17 protein-coding genes are annotated in these 22,151 nt (G+C 58.5%); 7 read left to right on the plus strand and 10 right to left on the minus strand.

The genetic code is table 11. From position 1 onward, the window contains the following. Positions 1–214 precede the first annotated feature (214 nt). Together ubiD and D0851_RS14860 are read left to right on the plus strand one after the other, a co-directional pair. Positions 215–1,702: a 4-hydroxy-3-polyprenylbenzoate decarboxylase gene (gene ubiD / locus D0851_RS14855; protein ID WP_117619350.1), complete on the plus strand. Its 1,488-nt coding sequence runs from the start codon at positions 215–217 to the stop codon at positions 1,700–1,702. 1 nt (position 1,703) lies between these two features. After that, complete coding sequence (locus tag D0851_RS14860) at positions 1,704–2,708, plus strand: 2Fe-2S iron-sulfur cluster-binding protein (RefSeq protein WP_117619351.1); 1,005 nt, start codon at positions 1,704–1,706, stop codon at positions 2,706–2,708. Between the two features lie 53 nt (positions 2,709–2,761). On the opposite strand, the gene D0851_RS14865 is transcribed toward D0851_RS14860, so the two are convergent. From D0851_RS14865 to D0851_RS14890, 6 genes are all read right to left on the minus strand, one after another. Then, entirely contained in the window at positions 2,762–4,003 is a 1,242-nt protein-coding gene (locus D0851_RS14865; RefSeq protein ID WP_117619352.1) for a heme biosynthesis HemY N-terminal domain-containing protein, read from the minus strand. Further along, positions 4,000–5,124, minus strand: coding sequence for a uroporphyrinogen-III C-methyltransferase (locus tag D0851_RS14870; RefSeq protein WP_117619353.1), 1,125 nt, complete (start codon positions 5,122–5,124; stop codon positions 4,000–4,002). Before D0851_RS14870 ends, D0851_RS14865 begins: the two co-directional genes overlap by 4 nt. A gap of 8 nt (positions 5,125–5,132) precedes the next feature. Continuing rightward, positions 5,133–5,942: a uroporphyrinogen-III synthase gene (locus tag D0851_RS14875; RefSeq protein WP_117619354.1), complete on the minus strand. Its 810-nt coding sequence runs from the start codon at positions 5,940–5,942 to the stop codon at positions 5,133–5,135. Then, positions 5,923–6,864 (minus strand): hydroxymethylbilane synthase, encoded by a 942-nt coding sequence (hemC, locus tag D0851_RS14880; protein WP_117619355.1) that lies wholly within the window; start codon positions 6,862–6,864, stop codon positions 5,923–5,925. The genes D0851_RS14875 and hemC overlap by 20 nt, the downstream gene beginning before the upstream one ends. Positions 6,865–6,956: 92 nt before the next feature. After that, on the minus strand, positions 6,957–7,706 hold the full coding sequence (locus D0851_RS14885) for a LytR/AlgR family response regulator transcription factor (protein ID WP_117619356.1): 750 nt from the start codon (positions 7,704–7,706) through the stop codon (positions 6,957–6,959). Then, positions 7,699–8,760 carry a sensor histidine kinase gene (locus tag D0851_RS14890; protein ID WP_117619357.1) on the minus strand — a complete coding sequence of 354 codons (1,062 nt, stop codon included), beginning with the start codon at positions 8,758–8,760 and terminating at the stop codon, positions 7,699–7,701. The genes D0851_RS14885 and D0851_RS14890 overlap by 8 nt, the downstream gene beginning before the upstream one ends. Positions 8,761–8,879: 119 nt before the next feature. On the opposite strand from D0851_RS14890, the gene D0851_RS20240 reads away from it, so the two are divergent. Next, positions 8,880–9,494 carry a hypothetical protein gene (locus D0851_RS20240; RefSeq protein ID WP_162893752.1) on the plus strand — a complete coding sequence of 205 codons (615 nt, stop codon included), beginning with the start codon at positions 8,880–8,882 and terminating at the stop codon, positions 9,492–9,494. Then, complete coding sequence (locus D0851_RS14900; protein WP_162893753.1) at positions 9,397–10,278, plus strand: phospholipase effector Tle1 domain-containing protein; 882 nt, start codon at positions 9,397–9,399, stop codon at positions 10,276–10,278. Before D0851_RS20240 ends, D0851_RS14900 begins: the two co-directional genes overlap by 98 nt. A 286-nt stretch (positions 10,279–10,564) precedes the next feature. On the opposite strand, the gene D0851_RS14905 is transcribed toward D0851_RS14900, so the two are convergent. The 3 genes from D0851_RS14905 to D0851_RS14915 form a co-directional block, all read right to left on the minus strand. Further along, positions 10,565–12,649 (minus strand): MtrB/PioB family decaheme-associated outer membrane protein, encoded by a 2,085-nt coding sequence (locus D0851_RS14905; protein WP_117619360.1) that lies wholly within the window; start codon positions 12,647–12,649, stop codon positions 10,565–10,567. Positions 12,650–12,680: 31 nt separating this feature from the next. After that, complete coding sequence (locus D0851_RS21115; RefSeq protein ID WP_227539553.1) at positions 12,681–13,556, minus strand: DmsE family decaheme c-type cytochrome; 876 nt, start codon at positions 13,554–13,556, stop codon at positions 12,681–12,683. 153 nt (positions 13,557–13,709) lie between these two features. Then, positions 13,710–16,031 carry an OmcA/MtrC family decaheme c-type cytochrome gene (locus D0851_RS14915; protein WP_162893755.1) on the minus strand — a complete coding sequence of 774 codons (2,322 nt, stop codon included), beginning with the start codon at positions 16,029–16,031 and terminating at the stop codon, positions 13,710–13,712. 333 nt (positions 16,032–16,364) lie between these two features. Here D0851_RS14915 and D0851_RS14920 point away from each other — a divergent pair, with 333 nt between their 5' ends. The 3 genes from D0851_RS14920 (at position 16,365) to argH (ending at position 19,568) form a co-directional block, all read left to right on the plus strand. Next, a complete protein-coding gene (locus D0851_RS14920) occupies positions 16,365–16,982 on the plus strand; it encodes a c-type cytochrome (RefSeq protein WP_117619363.1) in 618 nt (205 codons plus the stop codon). A gap of 58 nt (positions 16,983–17,040) precedes the next feature. Continuing rightward, positions 17,041–17,652: a NapC/NirT family cytochrome c gene (locus D0851_RS14925; protein WP_117619364.1), complete on the plus strand. Its 612-nt coding sequence runs from the start codon at positions 17,041–17,043 to the stop codon at positions 17,650–17,652. A gap of 506 nt (positions 17,653–18,158) precedes the next feature. After that, positions 18,159–19,568: an argininosuccinate lyase gene (gene argH / locus D0851_RS14935; RefSeq protein WP_117619365.1), complete on the plus strand. Its 1,410-nt coding sequence runs from the start codon at positions 18,159–18,161 to the stop codon at positions 19,566–19,568. Between the two features lie 34 nt (positions 19,569–19,602). On the opposite strand, the gene D0851_RS14940 is transcribed toward argH, so the two are convergent. Beyond that, positions 19,603–22,047 carry an EAL domain-containing protein gene (locus tag D0851_RS14940; RefSeq protein ID WP_117619366.1) on the minus strand — a complete coding sequence of 815 codons (2,445 nt, stop codon included), beginning with the start codon at positions 22,045–22,047 and terminating at the stop codon, positions 19,603–19,605. Positions 22,048–22,151 lie beyond the last annotated feature (104 nt).

Below are 22,151 nucleotides of genomic sequence, written 5' to 3' on the forward strand. Positions count from 1 at the left end.
GCAGGGACGATCATTGTGTTGCGGATAACTGGTGATCTGAAGAACGAGGTGGGGACCTGCTTTCCCAGACTGTGTCTTGCCATGGATGGCAAGACCAAGCCCCCAGGGATGGGTTCACGGCGTGTCTGGGAAAGCAGGTCCCCACCTTGTTCCGACTCCGGAAAAAGCAGTCCACCGACCTCCGTAATACTGGCATAAATGAACGGAGCAACCGATGAAATACAACGACCTGCGGGACTTCATTGACCAGTTGGAGAAGCTGGGCGAGCTGAAGCGGATCAGCGTTGAAGTCGACCCCCATCTGGAAATGACCGAAATCTGCGACCGCACGTTGCGGGCAGGTGGTCCTGCGTTGTTGTTTGAGAATCCCAAAGGCTACGACATACCGGTACTGGCCAACCTGTTCGGGACCCCGAAGCGGGTCGCGCTGGGTATGGGGCAGGATAACGTGACCGCGCTCCGTGACATCGGCAAGTTGCTGGCGTTTCTGAAAGAACCGGATCCCCCCAAGGGTTTCCGGGATGCCATTGAAAAGCTGCCGCTGTTCCGGCAGGTGATGCGCATGAGCCCGAAGGTGTTGCGATCTGCCCCCTGTCAGGACGTGGTGGTCGAGAAAGATCAGGTGGATCTGTACCAGATTCCGGTCCAGCACTGCTGGCCCGGGGATGCCGGGCCGCTGGTAACCTGGCCGCTGGTGATTACCCGCGGGCCGCACAAGGAGCGCCAGAATCTGGGCATCTACCGGCAGCAGGTGATTGGGCGTAACCGGCTGATCATGCGCTGGCTCAGCCATCGCGGTGGTGCGCTGGACTTTCAGGAGTTTCAGAAGATCAACCCGGGCAAGCCTTATCCGGTGGCCGTGGCTCTGGGTGCGGACCCCGCGACCATTCTGGGAGCGGTGACGCCGGTGCCGGATACACTGTCTGAATACGCATTCGCCGGCTTGTTGCGAGGTGGGCGTACCGAGCTGGTGCAGTGTGGCCTGAGCGACCTGCAGGTGCCGGCCAGCGCCGAGATTGTGCTCGAAGGCTTTATTTATCCCGACGATATGGCCCCGGAAGGGCCGTTTGGCGATCACACCGGCTACTACAACGAAGTGGACCAGTTCCCGGTGTTTACCGTAGAACGGATGACCCATCGCAAGGACCCGATCTATCACAGCACCTACACCGGTCGTCCGCCCGATGAGCCGGCAATTCTGGGGGTGGCGCTGAACGAGGTGTTCATTCCAATTCTGCAGAAGCAGTTTCCGGAGATCGTCGATTTCTACCTGCCACCGGAAGGCTGTTCCTATCGGCTTGCTATCGTGACCATGAAGAAACAGTACCCCGGCCATGCCAAACGGGTGATGATGGGGGTATGGTCTTTCCTGCGGCAGTTCATGTACACCAAGTTTGTGATTGTCACCGACGATGATGTGAACGCCCGCAACTGGGAAGACGTGATCTGGGCGATCACCACCCGGATGGATCCGGTGCGTGACACCACCCTGGTGGAGAACACGCCTATCGATTATCTGGATTTTGCCTCGCCGGTGTCGGGGCTCGGTTCCAAGATGGGAATGGACGCCACCAACAAATGGCCGGGTGAAACCAGCCGGGAATGGGGCGAGCCCATCACCATGACCGACGAGGTCAAACAGCGGGTGGACGATCTCTGGGGCAGCCTGGGCATTGAAAGTTCGCTGTCCCGACCCGACTGATATGGCCAATGACCATCGGCGCGTGGTGCTTTCGCCCTCCGGTATTGCCTTTAACGCTGCCCGGGAGAGCGACTTACTCAGTGCCGCTGCCAGCGCAGGCATTGAGGTGCCTGCGGCCTGTCGAAACGGGGTGTGTGAAATCTGTGAGGCGCGGCTAATGGCCGGCCTCGCGCTTAACACCCGAAACCAACAGACTATTGAGGCCGGCGAGCAGCTGATGATGTGCAGAACCACAGCGCTCACGGACCTGGACTTGGAGATATCCGCCGTTATGGCCGCCGGAAACAAGCAGCCTGGCAAGTACCAGGCGAAAGTCGTGGACGTTCGTTCCATCAGTCACGATGTCTATCGCGTTGAGCTACAGCTTCCGCGGCGTCGGGAACTTTCGTTTCACGCCGGGCAGTATCTCTCAGTCAACCTGCCGGATGCAGAGCCCTGTTACTTTTCCATCGCCAGCAGCCCTTCGGCCCAGAACATCGAGCTGCATATCCAGGCGACGCCGGAGTGGGTGTCGGCACAGAAAGTCATTGATGCCCTGACCTCAGGCGGCGAGGTGACCGTGGAACTACCCCACGGCAAGGCCTGCCTGGCGTCAACACCGGAAAAACCCCTGCTGCTGGTGGCGGCCGGTACCGGTTTTGCGCAGATGAAAAGCCTGGTGGATTATCTCCGGGAAACCTCATACGAGCATCCGGTGAAACTATACTGGGGGGTGCGCCGGCATGAAGACATGTACCTTCGTTCCCTGGCCCAGCAATGGCAGGAGGAGTGGCCACCCTTCACCTTCCTGCCGGTGGTGGGTGATGATGAAGACAATGACTGGAGCGGTCACCACGCCCAGCTGGTGCGCGCGGTTCTGGCATCGGGGGCGAACTGGAAGAAGGTGGAAGTGCACGCCAGTGGCTCGCCGACCATGGTGTACACGCTGATGGATGCGCTTGTGGAGGCCGGCCTGCCTGAGGGCGCCTTCTTCTCGGACGTGCTCGAATACGCACCCAGAGCGTGAAATCGGGGTCAGATGAAAATGGGGTCAGATGAAATTTTCATCTGACCCCATGTTTACGCCCTTGGCATCGGCAGATCCGGTAGTCCGTTATCTTTCTCCAGCCCCTGCATCAGCAGTTTGACGCTGACCTCTTCCTCGCCCATGTGGGCATTCAGTCGACTCAGCTCCGCGAGCGCTTCCCGGCTCCGTTTCAGCCGCAGGCTGGTTTCGAAGTATTCCCGGGCCTTGCCCCACAGCTCATTGCGCAGGCTAAGGCGGCCCAGGGCCAGCAGAAGCTCGGCGTTGTTCGGCCGGTCTTTGAGCCACTGTTCTGCCAACAACAACTGCTCGTCGGGCTTCTGACCCTTCACCCGGCCGTAGAGGTTGATCAGCTCGTCGCTCCAGTGATTGCGCAGCACCTTGCGTAACAGGGTTTCTGTCTGTACTTCGTCGCCAAGGCCTGCCAGCAGGCGGGCGTAATCCCGGATGGTATATTCGTCGCGACGGAGGAAGCCGGGTAATTCATCCCAAAGCCGGGTTAGCGGTTCCAGAGATGCCTCCGGGTCCTGTTTCTGCTGGCGGCGGCAATCTTCCGCGGCACGCTCCAGGAGGTTGTGCCAGACCTGACGTTCCAGATCATTCAGTTCCGTTTCCGGCAACACGCTGCGCTTGCGCAGCTCCGGTACCAGCTTCGACAGCTCCCGCCAGTCTTCCAGGCGCAGGTAGGTGTTTTTCAGCAGTTTCAGCACAAAGGGATGATGAGGTGACTGTTTGCGAAGGCGAACCAGCGTGGCCAGGGCCTGCTCAAGGCGGTTGCCGGCCAGCTGCAACTGGGCCTGGGTGATGCCGACGGCCATATCCGACCCCGGGGTGCTGTCGAACGCCTGGCGCAGCAGGTTATCCACCGCTTCATGATCACCGGATTCGAACGCCGCCTGGGCGGCCGCCAGATAATTGATCAGCGGGGTGTCCGCATGGCCGGCCGAGGCGGTCAGTAATTTGCGGGCCCTGGGCCAGTTACCCTCCGCCAGAGCCAGCAGGCCCTGGGTCGTCCGGCGGCGTGCCCTGCGTTCATTGCTCCGGGCAATCCAGCCGGCGACCAGTCCGGTACTTTTCCCGAGCCGGCGGGCGACGTTGATGATCAATACGGTCAGGACAACAACGGCTACCAGAAGGCCCAGCCCCACCCAGAAGTTGGTTTCGACCAGGTAGTGACCCAGGCTGATCCTGATATAGCCCAGATCATACTGTAGTCCCAGGGAAAGCCCGGTGCCAATCAATAGCGCAAGCAGGATAATCAGTAGCAGGCGAATCATGAATCACCGCCCCCATCAGCCTGGCTGGCGTTGTCCCCGCCATCACCATTGCTGGCATTGAGGCGGCCGGCCAGCCGTTCCTTGAGCAGGGCCAGGGACTGGCTGATATCCGGCAGTTCGGGATCCACGTTTCTCTGGGCCAGCTCGGCCAGGGTGTCGGTGAGTGCGGTGATCCGGGGATTGCTGGCATCGTACCAGTCGTCGATGGTTGTGCGGGCCTTGGTCAGTGCCCGCTCGTACAGAGACTGGTTGCCCCGCAGGACCGCCATTTCCGCTTCTTCCAGCATCAGCTGGAGATTGAGCCGGGCGTAGGCGCTCTGGTCGGGCGAGAGAAGGGGTTTCACCGGCTCGTCCAGGCGGCGGACAACGACGACCTGCATCAGGGTTGCTTTGACCTTGTTCCAGGCCTGAAGCATCGGGCCGGGTTCGCCGCCGGTGTCGGCCTCCACTGAGGTATCTGAACCGGTGAAGAAGCCTGGTGCGCTCTCGCTGATCAGGGCCTGGTCGGTCAGTTGACTAATGCTGCCGATGGCGGCTTCGAGCTTCAGGTAGAGACCGGTCCGGTCGACACCGGTCAGCCCCTTGAGCGCCAGGACCTCACGGGCAAGCTGCTGGCGCACCGGATAGACGCCGATATCGTCAGACTCGTTCAGCACTTCGTCGGCCGCTTCCAGTGCCGACAGGGCACCACGGATGTCTTTTTCGATCATCAGCCGCTGGTTGGCGATCCGCAGCAGGTATTCCGCCTCGGCCAGCAACCAGTCGGTACGGCTCCGGTTACCGGCTTCCAGAAGCTCCCTGGCGTTGTGATCGATCTGGCGCTGCTGGGTGGCAATCAGCTCGCGCTGGCTCGCCAGTTTTTCTTCAAGGGATTGCAGGCGCTGACTCTGCTGGCTGCCCCGGTCGCCATAAAGATCTTCGAGCTGGGCGGTGTCCTGCTGCAAGGCCTGCAGTGACTGCATGACGGCCTGATGGTTGTTCCACTGCTGCCAGCTCCAGAGTGCCAGGGCAACAGCAAGAATCAGGGCAATGAGGGCTACCAGCCAGACCGGCCACAGTGTCTGGCGCTCAGGTGGTTCCTTGGCAATGGGTGCGGGTAGTTGATTCGTTGTGTCTGTCACGGGCGTCCTTACTTGGCTTTTCCGGAGCCACCGTCCCGGCCGGCGAGTTGCGTTGCAACCGTAGCCACGATGTCGTTATCGGCAAGGCTTCCTGGTATACACGGATTTCGGAACCCCGCCTCACGGGCCTGTTCGGCAACCCGATCTGCGGGAACAATCAATAACCTATCGTATAGATTATGGCTGCTATTCGCACTGAGTGCGATGAGATTGTTCAAGGTTTCTCCGGAGAGCACGATGATGGCCTCCGGAGCGAAGGTCTCAAGCGTCGCCTGAATCTGTTCCGGCGTATAGTCCGGGCAGAAACGCCGATACAGGGGCAGGGGGGTGACCCTGGCGCCCCGGGATTCCAGGGTTTCCCGGATCAGCTCGCGGCCGGTTTCACCCCGGGCCAGCAACACCCGTTCGCCCTGAAGATTGTTCAGCGACGGCAGGGCAAGAAGCGCTTCGCTGGTCCAGCCTTCCGGAGGCATTCGGGGGTTAAGTCCGTGTTCTGCGAGCACCGCTGCCGTGCCAGCGCCGACACCATACCAGCGGATACCCATGGGGATCTGAGGCCACCAGGTGTCTACCTCATCCAGCAGAAGACGGGCGGCGAAAGGGCTGACCGCAATGATGTGGGCGTACTCGTCCAGGCTGAGAATGAGGGTGCGACGCTCCGGGGTTTCCGGCAGAGGTTGCCGGTCAATCACTGGCAGGATGCGCACATCGGCACCCGCCGCACGAAAACGGCCGGCGAGCCGGGACGCTTCCGGTTCGGGCCGGCAGACCAGGATCCGCCGGCCGCTCAGATCAGGCTCAGGTTGGTTTATGGCCATAGATTTCAGCCAGCACCTTGTCGGCACCCAGGGCCAGCAGATCTTCCGCCAGTTCACGGCCAAGACGCTCTCCCTCGGCCCGGGGAGCCCGGCCCTCAACGCGGAAGATCTGGGTTCCGTCAACGGCACCCACCAGCCCCCGCAGCCAGAGAGTGTCCTGGTCTTCAAGCAGTGCGTAGGCGGCAATCGGCACCTGGCAACCGCCCTCGAGGCGACGGTTCAGGGCCCGCTCGGCCCTGACGCGATCGGAAGTGTCCTGGTGATTCAGCGGCTCAAGCATGGCCAGCAGCTCGTTATCATCAACCCGGCATTCAATGCCGAGGGCGCCCTGGCCGACCGCCGGCAGGGAGACGGTGTCTGGCAGGCTGTAGCGGATGCGCTCATGGAAACCCAGGCGTTTCAGGCCGGAGCTGGCCAATACGATGGCGTCGTACTCACCGGCATCCAGCTTGGCCAGCCGGGTATTGACGTTGCCGCGCAGAACGTGAATCTTCAAGTCCGGGCGGTAGGCCCGCAGCTGGGATTCCCGGCGCAGGCTGGCGGTGCCAACCACGGCGCCATCGGGCAGGGCGTCAACGTTCTCGTACTGGTTGCTGACAAAGGCGTCGGTGGGGTCTTCCCGCTCACAGATGGCCACCAGCCCCAGTCCTTCCGGGAATTCCATGGGTACATCTTTCATGGAGTGCACCGCCAGGTCTGCGCGGCCGTCCAGCATGGCCTCTTCCAGTTCTTTGACAAACAGGCCCTTGCCGCCGATTTTGGCCAGGGGCACATCCAGAATCTTGTCGCCCTGGGTCTTGATCTTGACCAGCTCCACGGCGATGTTGTCGTGCAGCCTTTCCAGTTCTGCCTTGATAAATTCCGCCTGCCACAGCGCCAGTGCGCTGCTGCGGGTTGCAATGCGAAGGGTACGTTTGGACATGACACTCACTGTCGGTTTGGAAAATGTCCGCCAAGGGTACCTTGTGACGACAAAAAAGTCCCGTAGGTACCACCTTTAAAATAGGCGCCACCTCAGCCCGGCTGGTGCTCCTGGAGCCACTGGCGCACGTTGCCGGCATGCCTGCGGCTGACCGGGAGTTCGCCTTGGCCGTCCCGGAGTACAACCAGGTTCTGACCGTCGGATGTTCGTTTCAGCCCCTGGATGAAACGCACGCCCACAAGAGTGTGCCGGTGGGTCCGGAGCAACACGCGGGAGTAGCTGTTTTCCAGATCCTTGAGGGTATAGTCGCAGACGGTTTCACCCCGGCTATGGTGGATGGTGACGTATTTCTGGTCGGCCTCACAGTAGAGGATTTCAGACAGGTCAATCAGCTCGGTACCGCGGTGAGTGCGCACCGCCAGCTGTTCAGGACTCTGGCTGGCCTGGCCATTCAGGGTTTGCAGTTGCACCCGGTTGACCCTGCCGGCCCTTGCCAGTGCGTCAGCCAGTGTCTCCTTGCGCACGGGCTTGAGCAGGTAGGCAATGGCCTGCACGTCGAACGCCTGTATGGCGTAATGGTCGTAGGCGGTGCAGAAAATCAGAGCCGGCGGGTTGGACAACTGGCTCAGGCGGTCGGCCGCTTCCATGCCGTCCATGCCGGGCATGCGGATGTCCAGCAGCAGAATGTCCGGATCCAGTTGTGCAACCTGTTTCAGGGTTTCGTCGCCGTCTGCGGCTTCACCACAGACCCGGTAACCCGAAAGCGCCTCCACCAGGCGGCGGATACGTTCCCGGGCCAGGGGTTCGTCATCGGCAATCAGGACGCTGCGGGTATCACTCATGGCGGATCTCGGTTCCCTTTCCGGGGATTTTCTGTTCGCTGGCGTTCTGGCGAGGCAGTCGCAGTGTCACGGTATACACATCGTTATGATGGCTGTGTTTGAGCACGGCCGGTTCCCCGAACAGCGCCTGGAGCCGGGACTTGATGTTGGCCAGCGCCATGCGGTTACCGTCATGCTGATGGGTGCTCTGCCCTGGTTTCGGATTCTGCACCAGCAAGTAGACGAAGTCGCCTTTGGCCTCGGCCTCAATTCGCACTGTGCCACCCTCGGGCCTGGGTTGGATACCGTGGTAGATGGCGTTTTCTACCAGGGGCTGCAGGGTGAGGGGGGGGATCGCCTGTTGCTCCAGACCCGCTTGAATCTGCCATTCGAGCTTCAGCCGGTCACCCAGACGGAGTGCCTCGATGGTCAGGTAGCGCTGGCACAGTTCCAGCTCCCTGGACAGGGGAATCAGTTGGTCGCCGGTGCGAAGGCTGGCGCGGAACAGTTCCGACAGATCCAGCACCGCTTCTTCGGCTTTGTCTGGATTGATGGCGATCAGGCTCGCGATGGTGTTCATGCTGTTAAACAGGAAGTGGGGCTGGATGCGGGCCTGAAGGGACGCCAGGTGGGCCTGCATTTCCGCTTCCCGCTGCTGCTGCCACTGGTGTTGCAGATAAAAGTAGCGCAGTACCATCAGTACAATCAGCAGAGCCAGCAACATCTTTTTGGCGATGCCCTGCCAGACGGCCACACCGGCCTGGGGGTGCACGATGCTGTCGGCAAACAGGCTGAACGCCAGTACATCCAGCAGCACGATGGCGACAATAATGGCCGTGGCACCGGGAACGGACATCCGGGCGAGTCTGGTTCGTAGGAGGCAGATCAGTGCGGCGCTGGTGAGGGTGGTCCACTGGACAAACAGGGACAGCAGCCCGAAGTAGTTCCAGTCAATCCAGCCCTGGTTCGCCTGGACGATGGCGAGGACCAGAACCAGCAGTTCGCTGGTCACCAGCAGCAGGAACACGGCTCTTACCCGGCACAGGTCCGGAACGAAAAACTCGCTCGTTGTCACACCTTTGTCCCCGTTACGGGGTGTCTCCTTTGCCCGGGTCAGAATGGTATACCCCCGCCACGTTGAATGTACCCAGTTCCCGCCAGATGATGCCGGGCTGTCAGCAGGAAAGATAGACCATGTTTAGTGCCAGAGATAACGTTACCAATCAGCCGGTGCTGGGCAATGCCTTGGATCAAGAATATTCCGGGCTTCCGCCAGTTCAGCTTACGAGGTCTCAAGGCCGTGCCGCTCAGAACGGCGCATTGATTGATGAAGGCATGCCAGACGAATCGCCGGATGATTCGTCCGAAGAAGAAAGCCGCCCCAAAGTCCGGGTTGAGGCTGGCATCTTTTTCGATGGCACCGGTAACAACCGCAATAACACTCAAACCTACCAGCAGCAAATGGATGGGTGCCTCACGGCCAATGCTGCCGGGGCCATCTCGGAAGATGAATGCAGCAGCGAACTGTCGCAGATTATGGAGGGTAGCTACCTCAATGCCGAAACCAATGTGTCCAAGCTTGAGAACTTGTATCAGCGAGCTGGTGCCCAAGGTGAGAATGGTGAGGCCATAGTCAGGCTGTCGACCTATGTGCCTGGTGTCGGTACCAAATTTGGTGAGCCTGATGACGGTCCGAGTATGGGGCTTGGCCTTGGCGAGCAAGGCCTTCGAGCGGGAGGGGCTTCCCTGGCCGGACAAGGTCACCGTTCGTTTTCTGGGGTTGTTCGACACCGTTGCTGCGGTTGCTGATCTGGATAATCTCGATTTTTCCGCCCACGATGCCGATGCGGGGCGCATCAGCGTTAATGTAAAATCGGGGCATGTTGAGCGAGCCGTGCAATTTGTTGCCCGGGATGAGTGCAGGCACAACTTTTCACTGAACAGCCTCCGAAACGAATCTGGCGACTTACCTGAACATTTCAACGAGTGGGTGCTACCGGGCGCCCATTCAGATATTGGCGGTGGTTACCCGGATCGTTTTCATGAGCGTATCGAAGTTCGTCCGCCCCTGGTCGTCAAAGGAAAAGATCGCCGTAATCCCGAAGCCAGTTTTGAATTTTCCCGCATGTTGCAGGAGCGTGCGCTGATCAAAAACGAAGGTTGGATTGGGCCACTGAACCCGCTTGCCACGCTGGAGATTGAACAGGAACGCCCGCGCGGCTTGCCGGGCGGTGATGTCACGCTTCGCCTGTGGCTGGATCGAGAAGTCCGGGGCGAGTATTCGCGTATTCCGCTTTACCTGATGCACAAGTTGGCGGTGGATGCCGGTGTACCATTTGACCCTATACCCACAGACAACCCTCAACTGGTGTTGCCACCGGAATTAATGACTATCGCCAGGAACCTTGCTGTCCATGTGTGGCATGGCAATGAATTGCTGATGTCCCCAGAGTCCAAAGCACTACTGAAGCAACGGTATATCCATCATTCCGATCATTACCTGAAAATGTACGTGAAGGATGCCTGGCCGATTTACCCGTTCCAGCCGGCCAAATATGGTCGACGCGTTGTCCATCCAAACAAGAGCCAGTGAGCCAATGGGAAATGCCATGAAGATGAAAGACCTTGTGCTCAGTTTATGCGTTCTGATGCTGTTAGGGTGTTCGGAGCAAACGGCCTCAGAAGGGTCAAAGCCAGGCCCTAACTCTACCTATCGGAGTATCGGTGTTGTGGCACCCAGGTATTACAGGGCAGGCACGGCGACGCCCACTACATTGCGCCTTTGGCTCCATTACGTGGGCGCGCATGCTGCAGGCATTACGACTCCCCCCCTCTGGCAGGATGCTCAGCTGAGAAAAAACACGGAACAACTCGCGGGCTCAGAAGCGGTATCTTGCGGATATCCCCACGGCATGGATGAGGTAGTCCGGGCTTTCCCGGTTGGCAGTCAGAACATTATCACTGGTGTCTGGAGCTAAGCCGTCTATGAAAAAGTCCTCCTGGTCGTAATATTCAAGCCAGTAATCAAGGCGATAACTCCATCGGTCGGAAAGGCTATACTCGCCATAGATTCGAGTGCTAAATCGATCAGCTTCCAGTTTTGGGAACTCCTGATCTGATGTTCGAGAATCGATCGATATAGTCCCCCTTGACCGTGTATAGGATAGGTCCACGCCCAGTTCGAGGTGGGGAACCACCTCCCTGGCCTGGACGCCACCGCCGAACGCATTGATCGTGTCATCATTCTCTGCAAACCAGTCCGGCCGTCCAAAGCTTTCACTTCCGGCTATGTCTGACACAATGCTCTGGTGGGTGAAATAGACATAGGCGTTGAGGCTTTGGTCGGGAGAATACGAAGCGTCCAGCGTCACCATTGTGTCGCGTGCCTCGGTCAGACCAATGGAGGAGTTACGGTAGTCATCATTGGCGTATACGGAGTTCAGTCCGAAGCTGAGCTGCGCACTCGCGTAGTAATTGCCCGATATTTTGATTTCACGTCGATCACGGTCAGCAAGATTGAATTTCCGCAAGAGTGGATTCTCCGGCGGCGCTATCGTGAGCGGATCGTAGCCACCATCTATGTCGCGATCTTCCCACCCCAGGCGCACTCGGAGCTCGATTCTTTCCCCGGGTCGGGTTTGTAGTTCGCCAAAATAGGAATCCGTGTCTGTGGCGTCCACCTCCTGGAAAGTAAACTCGGACCGCTCCCGTCCATAACCTGCGCTTATGTCGGTGGTGTTGGTCAGCCGATAATCCGCACTGAGCTCACCACCACTTTTGTCAAAACTGTAAGGGCGGTTTTCCCGAAGCTCAGCCAGGAAAAGATCGGTGCCAACCTGCCGATAGCTGTCCACTGGAGTGTCGTTGTCCCGTTCATCAAAGAACCCTTCTGCCTTGAGGGTCAGCCGACGGGTAGCGTTTCCGGTCAGCCGAAGGCGAGCATTCAGGGTATTCACTTCGGCATCCAGATCCTGCCGTGGGAGCCCGACAGGGCCCAGGCTTGGATTTATCGTTGCGGGAATGAAGGATTCATCCTGCTCAAGACGGCCCACCGCAATGTGCCCCGAACCACTGAACCAGCGAGTGGGACGGAACGCCCCGGAAAGCATCAGGCGATTGAAGCGATTGTCCGGCGCTGCCGCTGACCGGCCTCTCGGGGCGTCGCCGGGAACAACAAAGGGGTTGTCCCAGGTCAGGGACTTGTTATCGTTATCAAAAAACGAGCCGTGATAGGCCAGACGCAGTTGCCAGAGTTTTGCCAGGTAACCGACCGAGAGGTCGAATCGGTGGGTAATATCATCCACCGGCTCTGGCAAAATGGCTGATCGTAACAGGAAGCTCCCACCCATGAGCCGGGTACCATCACGTTCATCCACGGTATACTGGAAGTCGTAATCCCAGTTCTCGCCCTGGAAAAACTGTAAGCCGGTCGAAAGGGTCCGTCGCTCCAGCTCAATATCAATCTCCCGTAAAGCGAGGTCGAGATCGGGCAGGTCTTTTGTGGTATCCCCCCGGACCCAGTTGGCGGAGAGTTCCAGACGCTCGCTGCCGACCCCGGAAAATGCTGTTTTCGTAGAGTCGTACAAGTTGTGATTTAACTCCTGGTAGTCCAGGAAGTAATTTACTGTTCCCTGCTTGCCGGCGTGGATTGCCGCGCTCCGTGACCCAAGACCCAGATTTCGGCCCTGCAGGGACCAATAGGTGCCATCCTCGTCGCGATCGATAACATCTATGGCGCCGTTGAGGAAAAGACCGTCCCGATCAAATCCCCGATAGTCGGTAAACTCAGGTTCATCTTCCTCGAGCCACAGAATGCCAGCCTCCACATAACCTCTTGGTTCCCATTCGAAGGCACAGGCTTCGCATTCTTCAGCCGTATTGTCGCTTTCAGCCATCACACTGGCAGGGCTTACAATCAGTGCGGCCCCAAAAGGCAGGATCCAGTGTAATCTTGGCGCCACCATGGCTTTGTCCTCCTTATATCCCGCCGCTGTGTCAACGGCTCAGGTTGGCTCCAGAAGGATGGTTGGAACCATGCACTTTCGAATGACAATTCACACAACTTCCACCAATCAGGAACGGCGAGGCTCGTCCGCCGGGCAAGTCGTTGGAGGTGCGGGAAATGCTGGGGTGACCTGCCCGGGAATGGCAACTCTGACACAACAGGGGAGGCCTTTGCTTCAAGAGTGCAGGGTGGTTGGAGCCGTGTGGGCTATGACAGTTTGTGCAGTCGTCGGGAACAGGCGCATGCTCCCAGAGAAAGGGGCCGCGCTTCTCAGCATGACAGCTGTAGCAACTGTCATTCAGTGTGGGCTCTTTCAGTATGGCCGGATTGAGAGAGCCGTGGGGCTGGTGGCAGTCGGAGCACGCCATGTCACCGAAACGTATTGGATGCGATGACATTTGGTGGGACTGAACCTGGACATTCCTGTGACAGTCAGCGCAGACATTGGCTTCTTGCCGACTCACTGTTACCGGGTCCTCACTGACATGCACCTGGTGGCAGTCGACGCAAGCCACGCCCTGTCGCTGATGAGGCCCGCCATCCCAGTGCATGCGCTGATTTCGCTGGTGACAGTCGAGACAAATGCCATTCTGTTTTTCTCCCGACCAGAGAGCACTGTCGCCAAATGCAGGTATCGGAGGGCGTTCCTGATTAAAGCGGAGCCTTTTCGCATGATCAGCACCTGGCCCATGACAGGACTCACACTGATTTTTTGCAAAAGGGGTCCGGGCATCTCCAGGCACTGCATGAGGGGTCTTGAAAATGTCCATAACGGGGACTTCGCCGCTTTCATCATGGCAGGCCAGGCAAGTCTCAGCGCCTTTCTCGGTATATTCCGGGGTCGAATCCGCTTCGTCTTGCGCCATCCCCTCAATGCCACCGGAAAACCAGCCAAACAGCACAATCACCCCAGCGAGTATCAAGCGCGGACGGTAGCCCTGTTTCTGGTCGCCGATCCTGATCACTTTTGGTTCCTCTTTAGAGTTGTTATTTGCAGAGCTGATATTTCAGTGCAGTGATCAGTCGCCGGGATTATGAGCCTCGCGAACGTCGGCAATGCTGCCCGGACCATGGCACACCGAACAGCTCTCCTGATTGGCTGTACCTGCCGGAACACCAAAGCCGCCGCCATTCTGCTCCATGTGGTTTTGTGCAGGCTCATCGTCGTGACAGGAAGAGCAGCCCGCTGCCGTCGCCGTTATGACCTGGTCGTCACCCTGATTGAGCGCGGCTGCAAGCGTGATGAAATCATCGGTTCCAAAAGGAGAGGCGTTGGCGACCGTTGCCTGAGTATCGATGGTTGTTCCGAGCACCCCCTCTGGTAAGGGTAACTCGAAGGTGCCATCGGCGTGGCACGCCATGCAGTCGCCGGGCTCGCGAGGGTAACGTATTTCACTGAAATCATGGGGGGTATTGAGGAAACCGTAGACAAGCAGATCCCCGGAGCGTTTGTCAGCACCATGAATGGCATGGATCATCCACTTGAAATCAATTGGCGCCTCTTCTGCGTTATCCACCGCATTCTGGTTGATCTCGTCGTCAGTGCCATCCGGGTCTGCCGGGCGCTGCGCAAGGTCGGTGGCGCGAGGGTTATGGCACATGACGCACAGTTGGACATTATCTGTCCGGTTCGAGCCGTGCAGCGAGAGCCCATCATTCTCACCGTGACAGTTCTGGCACCTGGCCAACTCAACAACGTCCCGGCGAGCCTGGGCCTGGCTATCCGTGATCGGAAAAAAGGCCACGGCACCGGTCACCTTGACCGCCACGTCAAAGGTGCCGTCACCATCGGGGTCCACGGCCGGGTGGCCTTCAATGCCCACCGCGCCTGAACCGCTCACGTTTGCCGGTATGGCAACGGGAGAGACCACACTGAATGTGCCATCGCCGTTGGCTGTAGAGCCAGCAAGAGCATCAATTGAAACGACCTTGGCGGGCGCAACTCCGCTTCCCGAGTTGGTGTAGTCACTGGTGTCCCATGCAAGAATCACTGCCAGCCGGCTCTCGCTGCTGGTGAATTCCGGATTATTCTTCAGATCAAAAGGCTGGTCGTTGTTGGTTGGGTCTGTCACTGAAAAACGGATGTCTGGCTGCTCAGCCGGCCCTGTATTGCTGACTTCGATAATGTTGTAGCTGAATTGCCCGGCAGCAAGGCTGGCTGGAATGGTGTGAGAGTCCAGTACCGATCCGGCAATCTTGTTCTCTGCGTGGCAAACCGAGCATTCGCTGTTGTCTGTGACAATGCCTCCGGGATGGCCACCCGCCATGCCCGCGCTGAAGTCCACGTCGTCATGGCAGGAGCCACAGGACGCAATGGTCGGACGGGTGACGATATTGGTGGCGTCCGGTGTTTCGTTGCTGGCGGGGTCGTGGCATTTCACGCAGGTCTGCGGGCTTTGCGGGAAAGCGACATCGGAATAGTCATTTCTGGAATCACGGAACCCGTAAATGACATATTCCCCGCCGCTTTCAACGCTTGGCAACTGCTCACCCATGTGGATTTTGTGGATCAGGACCCGAAAATCCAGGTTGTTGCCACTGTTGGCGTCCGTGCTTCCCGGATTATGGCAGGTCACACAAAGATCCACGTCCTGGCGGCCATTACCGTGGATGCTCAATTCTCCGTGGCAGGAATTACAGGACGCCTGAGCGACAATTTTCCGCATGGGTATGTTGTCAGTCAGCCCGCTGGATGGCTGAAATGTGAAAACCGCATTGGTTAATGGCAGGGATTCACCGAGAAAGCTTCCCCGGATTTCGAGCCCTACGCGGTGCGTCAAATCCGGTTCAAAAGGTACTGTGACAGGATCAGTAATGGAATCCAGGTCAGCGGCAAATGTATATTCGTAGGTGCCGTCGCCATTGTTGACCAGGGTGCCGTCATTTTCTGTTCGGGCCTGAACGGCGTCCTGGGTTCCCGGGCCAGCACCGGCTGGTTCTATTTCATTCAGATAGCTTTGCCAGCGGTCGCTGTCGCCCTCCGTGCCCGGGACAAGCTTGGCAATTGTAAAAGACGGTTGTCCCTGGGTTAACTGGTCAAACGGAAATCCGAACTGGTCTGTGGCTTCAAATTTTACGACAGGGGCGCTATTGATGGTGACATCGGTTATACGAATCTGGAGTTCTTCGGGAACCTGATTAAAGGATCCGGGGGGGGCGGAGGTGCCGGGAGGTCCTGACGGGCCCCGATCACCGGTATCCCCCTCGCAACCGGCAAGGACGAGAAGAACGATGAACCCCCAGATCAATCCCCCAGTCCGTGCGATGATGCGGAACGACTGGGTGCGGAACGACTGGTTGATCGGCACGCAAGGTTTATGAGTTTTTGTTACCTTGTCCATGCTCATTGCCTCCCTGTTCGAAATGCCACCGGGCCTGGTGGTCAATTTCATTCTTTTACACTATGACTAATGCCGCCAGGTAGATCCCCAGCTTTTCGTTGACTGGAGTCTACGTGATTAAAAATAGTTCATCCGATCAGACCGTCGCACAGTGTGTTCTGGAAAGCTGGTTGGTAATTGATCTGCGTCAAAGTTGGTTCAACACTTAAGATGGTAGTAATTGACTTGAAATGCCAGCAGCCTGTCGGACTTAAGGCTGCTAGTAATCGAATTGCTCGGGGCGCGCGAGCAGGCTAAAGGCACGACGGAACCCACCCGAAAAAGGAGCTCGCCATGCGTTCTACCACTTCTCTTATCCCTGCTACCCTGGCCGCTCTTGCGGTGAGCGCTGGTGTTTTTGCCGGGGTTCCGTCAGCAGCCGAAGACTGTGCCAGCTGCCATAACAAGAATGGCATCAGCGATGACGAAGACGTTCCCATCATTGCCGGTGCTTCTGCCTTCTTTCTCGAAAATCAGATGTTTATTTTCAAGGAGGGGGCCCGTCCCTGTGGCACGGAAGAATTTGCAGAGGAGGCGCATAAAGGTATTGCCGAGAGTCATTGTGACCTGGCAAAACAGTTAACCGAGAAAGAGTTCACTGAGCTTGCAGCCTATTTCGCCGATCAGCCTTTCGAGAGTGCGGATCAGAAAGTCGATGAAGATCTCGCGAGCATGGGGGCGCAAATCCACCAACAGAGCTGCGAAAAGTGCCATTCCGACGGCGGCAGCCTGGTGCTGGATGATGCGGGCATTCTGGCAGGTCAATGGAAGGGCTATCTGATCAGTACCCTGCAGGATTACAAGAACGGTGACCGCTGGCAGCCGGAGAAGATGCAACCTGCAACCACTGCCCTGAGCGAAAAAGATATTCAGGCGTTAGCAGAATACTACGCCAGAGAGGGTAAGAAATAGGCGGACAGGAACGTGTTCCGGGCCACGACGGAGAGCATCAGTCTACAGGAGCAGGGCGATGGGAGCGGGGGAAGATCAGGGTTCGGAAAAAAAGGGCTGGTGGCATCGTCTCTGGCAGTGGCCGAAAACGAAATACCTCCTCTGGATTCCTGCGGGTGGTTTTTTGATGCTGGTCACGGGAGCGATTCTGCTTGGCGGGCTCAATGTCACCATGGAGAAAATGAGCTCCCTGGAATTCTGTACTTCATGTCATGAAATGAGCGCGTTTGTTTATCCGGAGTATAAGCAAAGCGCCCATTTCTCTAACCAGAGTGGTGTTCGCGCGGTCTGCTCCGACTGCCATGTGCCGAAGGACTGGTGGGGTAAGGTCGTTCGCAAGACAGAAGCGACGTTTAATGAAATCCCCGCATGGATTACCGGGAAGATTGACTCGCCTGAAAAGTTCGAGGCCCATCGCAGGGAAATGGCGGAATCGGTTTGGGCGGGAATGCGAGCAAGCAACTCGGCCACCTGCCGCAACTGCCATAGCTACGAGGCCATGGCACTGAGCATGCAGGACCGCTATGCCCAGCGCAGGCACTCCCGGGAATATCGCGAGGCTACCGATAAAACCTGCATCGACTGTCACCAGGGCATAGCCCACAACCTTCCCAAAGTCACGGTAGAGTAAGCGTTCGTACACCTTTCCAGAGAGCGGGGGGGCAAAGCAAAGTCGCCAGCTGACCCTCAGGCCGCTATTCGTTCAAGCCGGGGGGAGAAGCAATTCCTGGTCGGGCGAATAGGGGCGGAAGGTGGTTCCCATCAGACTTCCGGCTGCTGAAGAATTTCCGTTCATTGTGCCAGAAAGTGGCTCCTGCAGCGCAGACTCCTGGCAGGCATTTACCCCTGGCTTTTGCAGTTTCGGAATCGCAACCATGGCTCGGATAACTCTTGGCATCAGGCCATTTTCCATATCTGGGCCAGAAAAAAGGTCACCATTTATCCGGCAAAGTACAAAGAGCAGCCGAAGTGATGTTGAGGCCCAGGAGTGCACTGATATTTAGAGCGATTCTGGAATCCTGAAACGTTACAATGTAGACAAGCACACGCTAAAAGTCGCGTAAACTGTCATTTTCATAATTTCTAATAATATCAAGCGGTCGCCGACTATTCACATGCAACTGGAGTACTAAATCCATGACGGATCAGAAAAAGTCTGACCAGACCACAAGTTCCGAAAAACCCTGGGGCGGACGCTTCAGTGAACCTACCGATGCCTTTGTCGAGAAATTTACCGCATCCGTGGGTTTTGACCAGCGCCTGTACCACCATGACATTACCGGTTCCATTGCCCACGCCACCATGCTGGCGGAAGTTGGCGTGCTCACCAACGAAGAGCGGGACCAGATCATTGAGGGCCTGAAGGGCGTCAAGGCGGATATCGAGGCCGGCAATTTCCAGTGGTCGGTCAGTCTTGAAGACGTGCACATGAATATCGAAGCGCGCCTGACCGACCGTATCGGCATCACTGGCAAGAAGCTCCATACCGGCCGAAGCCGAAACGACCAGGTGGCCACCGATATCCGTCTGTACCTGCGGGACGAGATCGATGTGATTGCCGAGGAATTACGGCGCCTGCAATCGGGATTGCTCGACCTGGCCGAGCGCGAGGCGGATACCATCATGCCCGGTTTCACCCATTTGCAGACTGCCCAGCCGGTGACCTTCGGGCACCATCTGCTGGCCTGGTACGAAATGCTGGTGCGGGATGCCGAGCGCCTCCAGGATTGTCGTAAGCGGGTTAACGTGATGCCCCTGGGCGCGGCGGCTCTGGCCGGTACCACCTACCCCATTGACCGTACCCTGACCGCGACGCTGCTGGGTTTTGACCGGCCGACGGAAAACTCCCTGGATTCGGTCAGCGACCGGGATTTCGCCATCGAATTCTGCAGTTTTGCCGCCTTGCTGATGACCCATCTTTCTCGGTTCAGCGAGGAGCTGGTGCTCTGGACCTCCGCCCAGTTCGATTTCATTGATCTGCCGGACCGGTTCTGTACCGGCTCGTCCATCATGCCCCAGAAGAAAAATCCGGACGTTCCGGAGCTGGTCCGGGGCAAGACCGGCCGCGTCAATGGCCACCTGATCAGCCTGCTGACCCTGATGAAAAGCCAGCCGTTGGCCTACAACAAGGATAATCAGGAAGACAAGGAGCCTCTGTTCGACACCGTGGATACCATCAAGGGTTGTCTGAAGGCCTACGCCGACATGATTCCGGCCATTCGTTCCAAGGCCGATAACATGCGGGTGGCGGCCAAGCGCGGTTTCTCCACCGCCACCGACCTGGCGGATTACCTGGTGAAAAAAGGTGTGCCTTTCCGGGACGCTCACGAAATCGTGGGTAAGTCGGTGGCGTTCGGCGTGGCTGAAGGCCGTGACCTGTCTGACATGACCCTGGAAGAACTGCAGCAGTTCTCCGACCGTATCGGGGCCGATGTGTTTGATGTGCTTACCCTGGAAGGGTCGGTTCAGGCCCGCAATCACCTGGGCGGTACGGCGCCGGATCAGGTTCGTGCGGCCGTTGGCCGGGCGCGCAGCCAACTGGGCTGAGCCGCACCTGCCGGCCACGGGTGGGGCCGTTAGCCTAGCCGCCAATCCGTCCCGTGGCCAGATCAACCGCTGCCGGCGTTAGCTGTTCCAGAGGTTGCGGGCGGAACAGGCGGTAGCCCTGGCCATAATGGATGCCGAGGGTCCTGACTTTCCGGAGGGCATCGTCGCTCTCGATAAATGTGGCCACGGTGACCTTGCCGGCGGCCTCGGCAATCCGGTGCAGGGCTTCGAGCATCACCTGCTGCACCGGATCCTCTTCCAGCTGCTGCACCATCCGCCGATCCAGCTTGATAATGTCCACGGGCAATTTCGCCGCCAGGCTGTAACTTTCCACCGAAGCGCCGGCGCCGTCCAGAGCCACCCGACAGCCCGCCCGATGCAGGGCGTCGCAAAGCACGGCCACATCGTCCGGGTATTGGGTTGCATGAGCTTCGCGAATTTCCAGGCAAAAGCAGTTGGGGGCAAACGGCGATTCGCTCACAGCCCGGGCCATAAAATCCGGGAAGGTGTCATCCAGTACACTGGCCAGCGACAGGTTAAAGCCGCAGTATTTCAGTCGGGGTTCCAGCAGCGGCTGGTTGCCTAACCAGTCCAGAGTTTGGCAAATCACCTGGCGGTCCAGGCGTTTGGCCAGATCAAAACGTTCCGCGACAGGCAGGAAGTTGTCGGGCCTGAGCATGGTCCCGCCATCCGATGTTGCCGGGATCCGGCACAGGATTTCAATATGATCGCCCCAGGTGGGGCTGGCCACCGGTCGCATGGCTTGATATTCGAGAATCAGGTGACCGCCGTCCAACGCCTCGCGTATCTGCTCCACTCGTCGGCTGGCGGTTGAATCGTCGGTCTGTTGGGTGATTGCTCTGGCGGCATGGACCCGGTTTCGGCCCGAGGTTTTGGCGGTGTGGCAAAGGTCCGCGGCCTGGCTGAGCAGTTGTTCCGGATCGCCCGGTATGTCGCTGTCCATGATCAGGAGGCCGCCGGAGGCTGTGGTCTGAAGCTTGTGGCCCTGCCATTCGAAGACCAGTTCCCCGATCAGGTCCAGGGTTTCCTGGGCAATTTTCCGGGCCCGGGCCTCCGGGCAGTTCTCGATCAGCAGGGCGAAAGTGTCTCCGGCCAGTCGTGCCAGGGCGTCACGCTGATGCACCCGCACGCCGAGATTGCCGGCCAGCTCCCGCAGGTAGCGGTCACAGGTACCGCTGCCGGCCAAATCGTTGAAGCGTTCAAAGTCATCAAGATCCAGATACAGCAGGCTGTCACAGGAATTCCGGTGGGCTTTCTGTTCCAGAGTCCGGAGCATCCGGGCGATGAATTCCTTGCGGTTCATCAGGCCGGTGACCGGATCGTGCCGGATCCGGTGGTCGCCATTTGAGGCGTGGTTGATGCGGTTCCCGATGCGCCTTGCCACATGGACAGCGCCGGTCACTTCGCCAAGTTCGTTGGTCAGGCGCTGGTAGTGGAACTCATGCACCGGCAGCTCCCGGGACTGCTGGGCCATGGGCATCTCAACAACGAAGCCGTCCCGCTCAAAGGCACGATGCCAGAGGCGCTCCATCAGCCTGCGTTCATTCGGAAATTCCTGCAGAAGTTCGCTCAGGTTATCGCCGTGCCCGGGATTCACGCCAAACGTTTCCGCGAACTGGCTGGCCCAGGCGTCATTGAAATGCAGCAGGTTGAACGATGCGTCCACTGCAACCACAAGATCCGGAGTGGCCCGGGTAGTCGCTGCCAGCAGCTGTCGCGCATTCTGGCGGGCGCTTTCGCGCTGCATTTCGGCAGTCCGGTCCACCAGCGTTCCGCCGAGCCTGTGAATCCGGCCCCCCTGCTTGAGTGCCTGGCAATTCAGGGTGACCCGGCGCGGGTTCTGCCTGGAGGTAAGAATGTCGAGATCGAGGGAAAAGCGTTCGCCGGTCCGTATGCAGCGCCGGAACATGGCCCTGACCCGTGCCTGTCCGGTCTGGCAGTAGAACAGGGCCTGTTCCGGGGTGATCTCACTGCCGGGTCTGAGCTCAAGGAGCCGGAACATACCCTCCGTCCAGGTCATCTCGTTGGTTCTGGTGTGGAGCTCCCAGACCCCGAAACTGGCACTGCTCTCCGCCGAGCGCAGCAGCCGTGAGTCCCTGGTTGAACTGTCGCAAAGGGTTATGGTGGCGCTGGCGGCCTTGTCGGAATCACGCATGTCGACGCGCAGGCTCAGGCAGGCTGTGTAAAAGAAACCTTCCTTGTGCCTGAATGTCACCAGAACGCTCTGGCCACGTTCAATCCGGTGTCGGTTGGCCGGCGCGAAGGGGTCGTCCTGGCGGGATGCCAGAATCCGGTGTACCGGCTGGCCTTCCAGTTCACTGCTGTCGTAACCAAGGATGGCTTCGGCCTGATGATCGGCAAGCAGCACTTTGCCTTCATCGTCAATGCGCACAATCGTATGGCGCTCCGGTGTCGGGGACTGCTCCGAGCGGTAGCGGCGAATGATGAATTCTTTCACGACGGGTGAGCCTCGGGGGTTCTATAGCTTTTATTTTTTTGTCGGTTTTGCCACGATGCGTCCATCATACTCATACTGGCATTGAAAAGAACCTCTCCCCGGAG

The organism is Marinobacter sp. Arc7-DN-1 (assembly GCF_003441595.1).
In the GTDB taxonomy this organism is placed as follows: Bacteria; Pseudomonadota; Gammaproteobacteria; order Pseudomonadales; family Oleiphilaceae; genus Marinobacter; species Marinobacter metalliresistant.

Excerpts from the sequence above, each read along its gene's own strand:
- ubiD (WP_117619350.1), top strand. The coding sequence starts at position 215 with ATGAAATACAACGACCTGCGGGACTTCATTGACCAGTTGGAGAAGCTG.
- D0851_RS14860 (WP_117619351.1), top strand. The coding sequence starts at position 1,704 with ATGGCCAATGACCATCGGCGCGTGGTGCTTTCGCCCTCCGGTATTGCC.
- D0851_RS14865 (WP_117619352.1), bottom strand. The coding sequence starts at position 4,003 with ATGATTCGCCTGCTACTGATTATCCTGCTTGCGCTATTGATTGGCACC.
- D0851_RS14875 (WP_117619354.1), bottom strand. The coding sequence starts at position 5,942 with ATGGCCATAAACCAACCTGAGCCTGATCTGAGCGGCCGGCGGATCCTG.
- hemC (WP_117619355.1), bottom strand. The coding sequence starts at position 6,864 with ATGTCCAAACGTACCCTTCGCATTGCAACCCGCAGCAGCGCACTGGCG.
- D0851_RS14885 (WP_117619356.1), bottom strand. The coding sequence starts at position 7,706 with ATGAGTGATACCCGCAGCGTCCTGATTGCCGATGACGAACCCCTGGCC.
- D0851_RS20240 (WP_162893752.1), top strand. The coding sequence starts at position 8,880 with ATGTTTAGTGCCAGAGATAACGTTACCAATCAGCCGGTGCTGGGCAAT.
- D0851_RS14905 (WP_117619360.1), bottom strand. The coding sequence starts at position 12,649 with ATGGTGGCGCCAAGATTACACTGGATCCTGCCTTTTGGGGCCGCACTG.
- D0851_RS21115 (WP_227539553.1), bottom strand. The coding sequence starts at position 13,556 with ATGGCGCAAGACGAAGCGGATTCGACCCCGGAATATACCGAGAAAGGC.
- D0851_RS14915 (WP_162893755.1), bottom strand. The coding sequence starts at position 16,031 with ATGGACAAGGTAACAAAAACTCATAAACCTTGCGTGCCGATCAACCAG.
- D0851_RS14920 (WP_117619363.1), top strand. The coding sequence starts at position 16,365 with ATGCGTTCTACCACTTCTCTTATCCCTGCTACCCTGGCCGCTCTTGCG.
- D0851_RS14925 (WP_117619364.1), top strand. The coding sequence starts at position 17,041 with ATGGGAGCGGGGGAAGATCAGGGTTCGGAAAAAAAGGGCTGGTGGCAT.
- argH (WP_117619365.1), top strand. The coding sequence starts at position 18,159 with ATGACGGATCAGAAAAAGTCTGACCAGACCACAAGTTCCGAAAAACCC.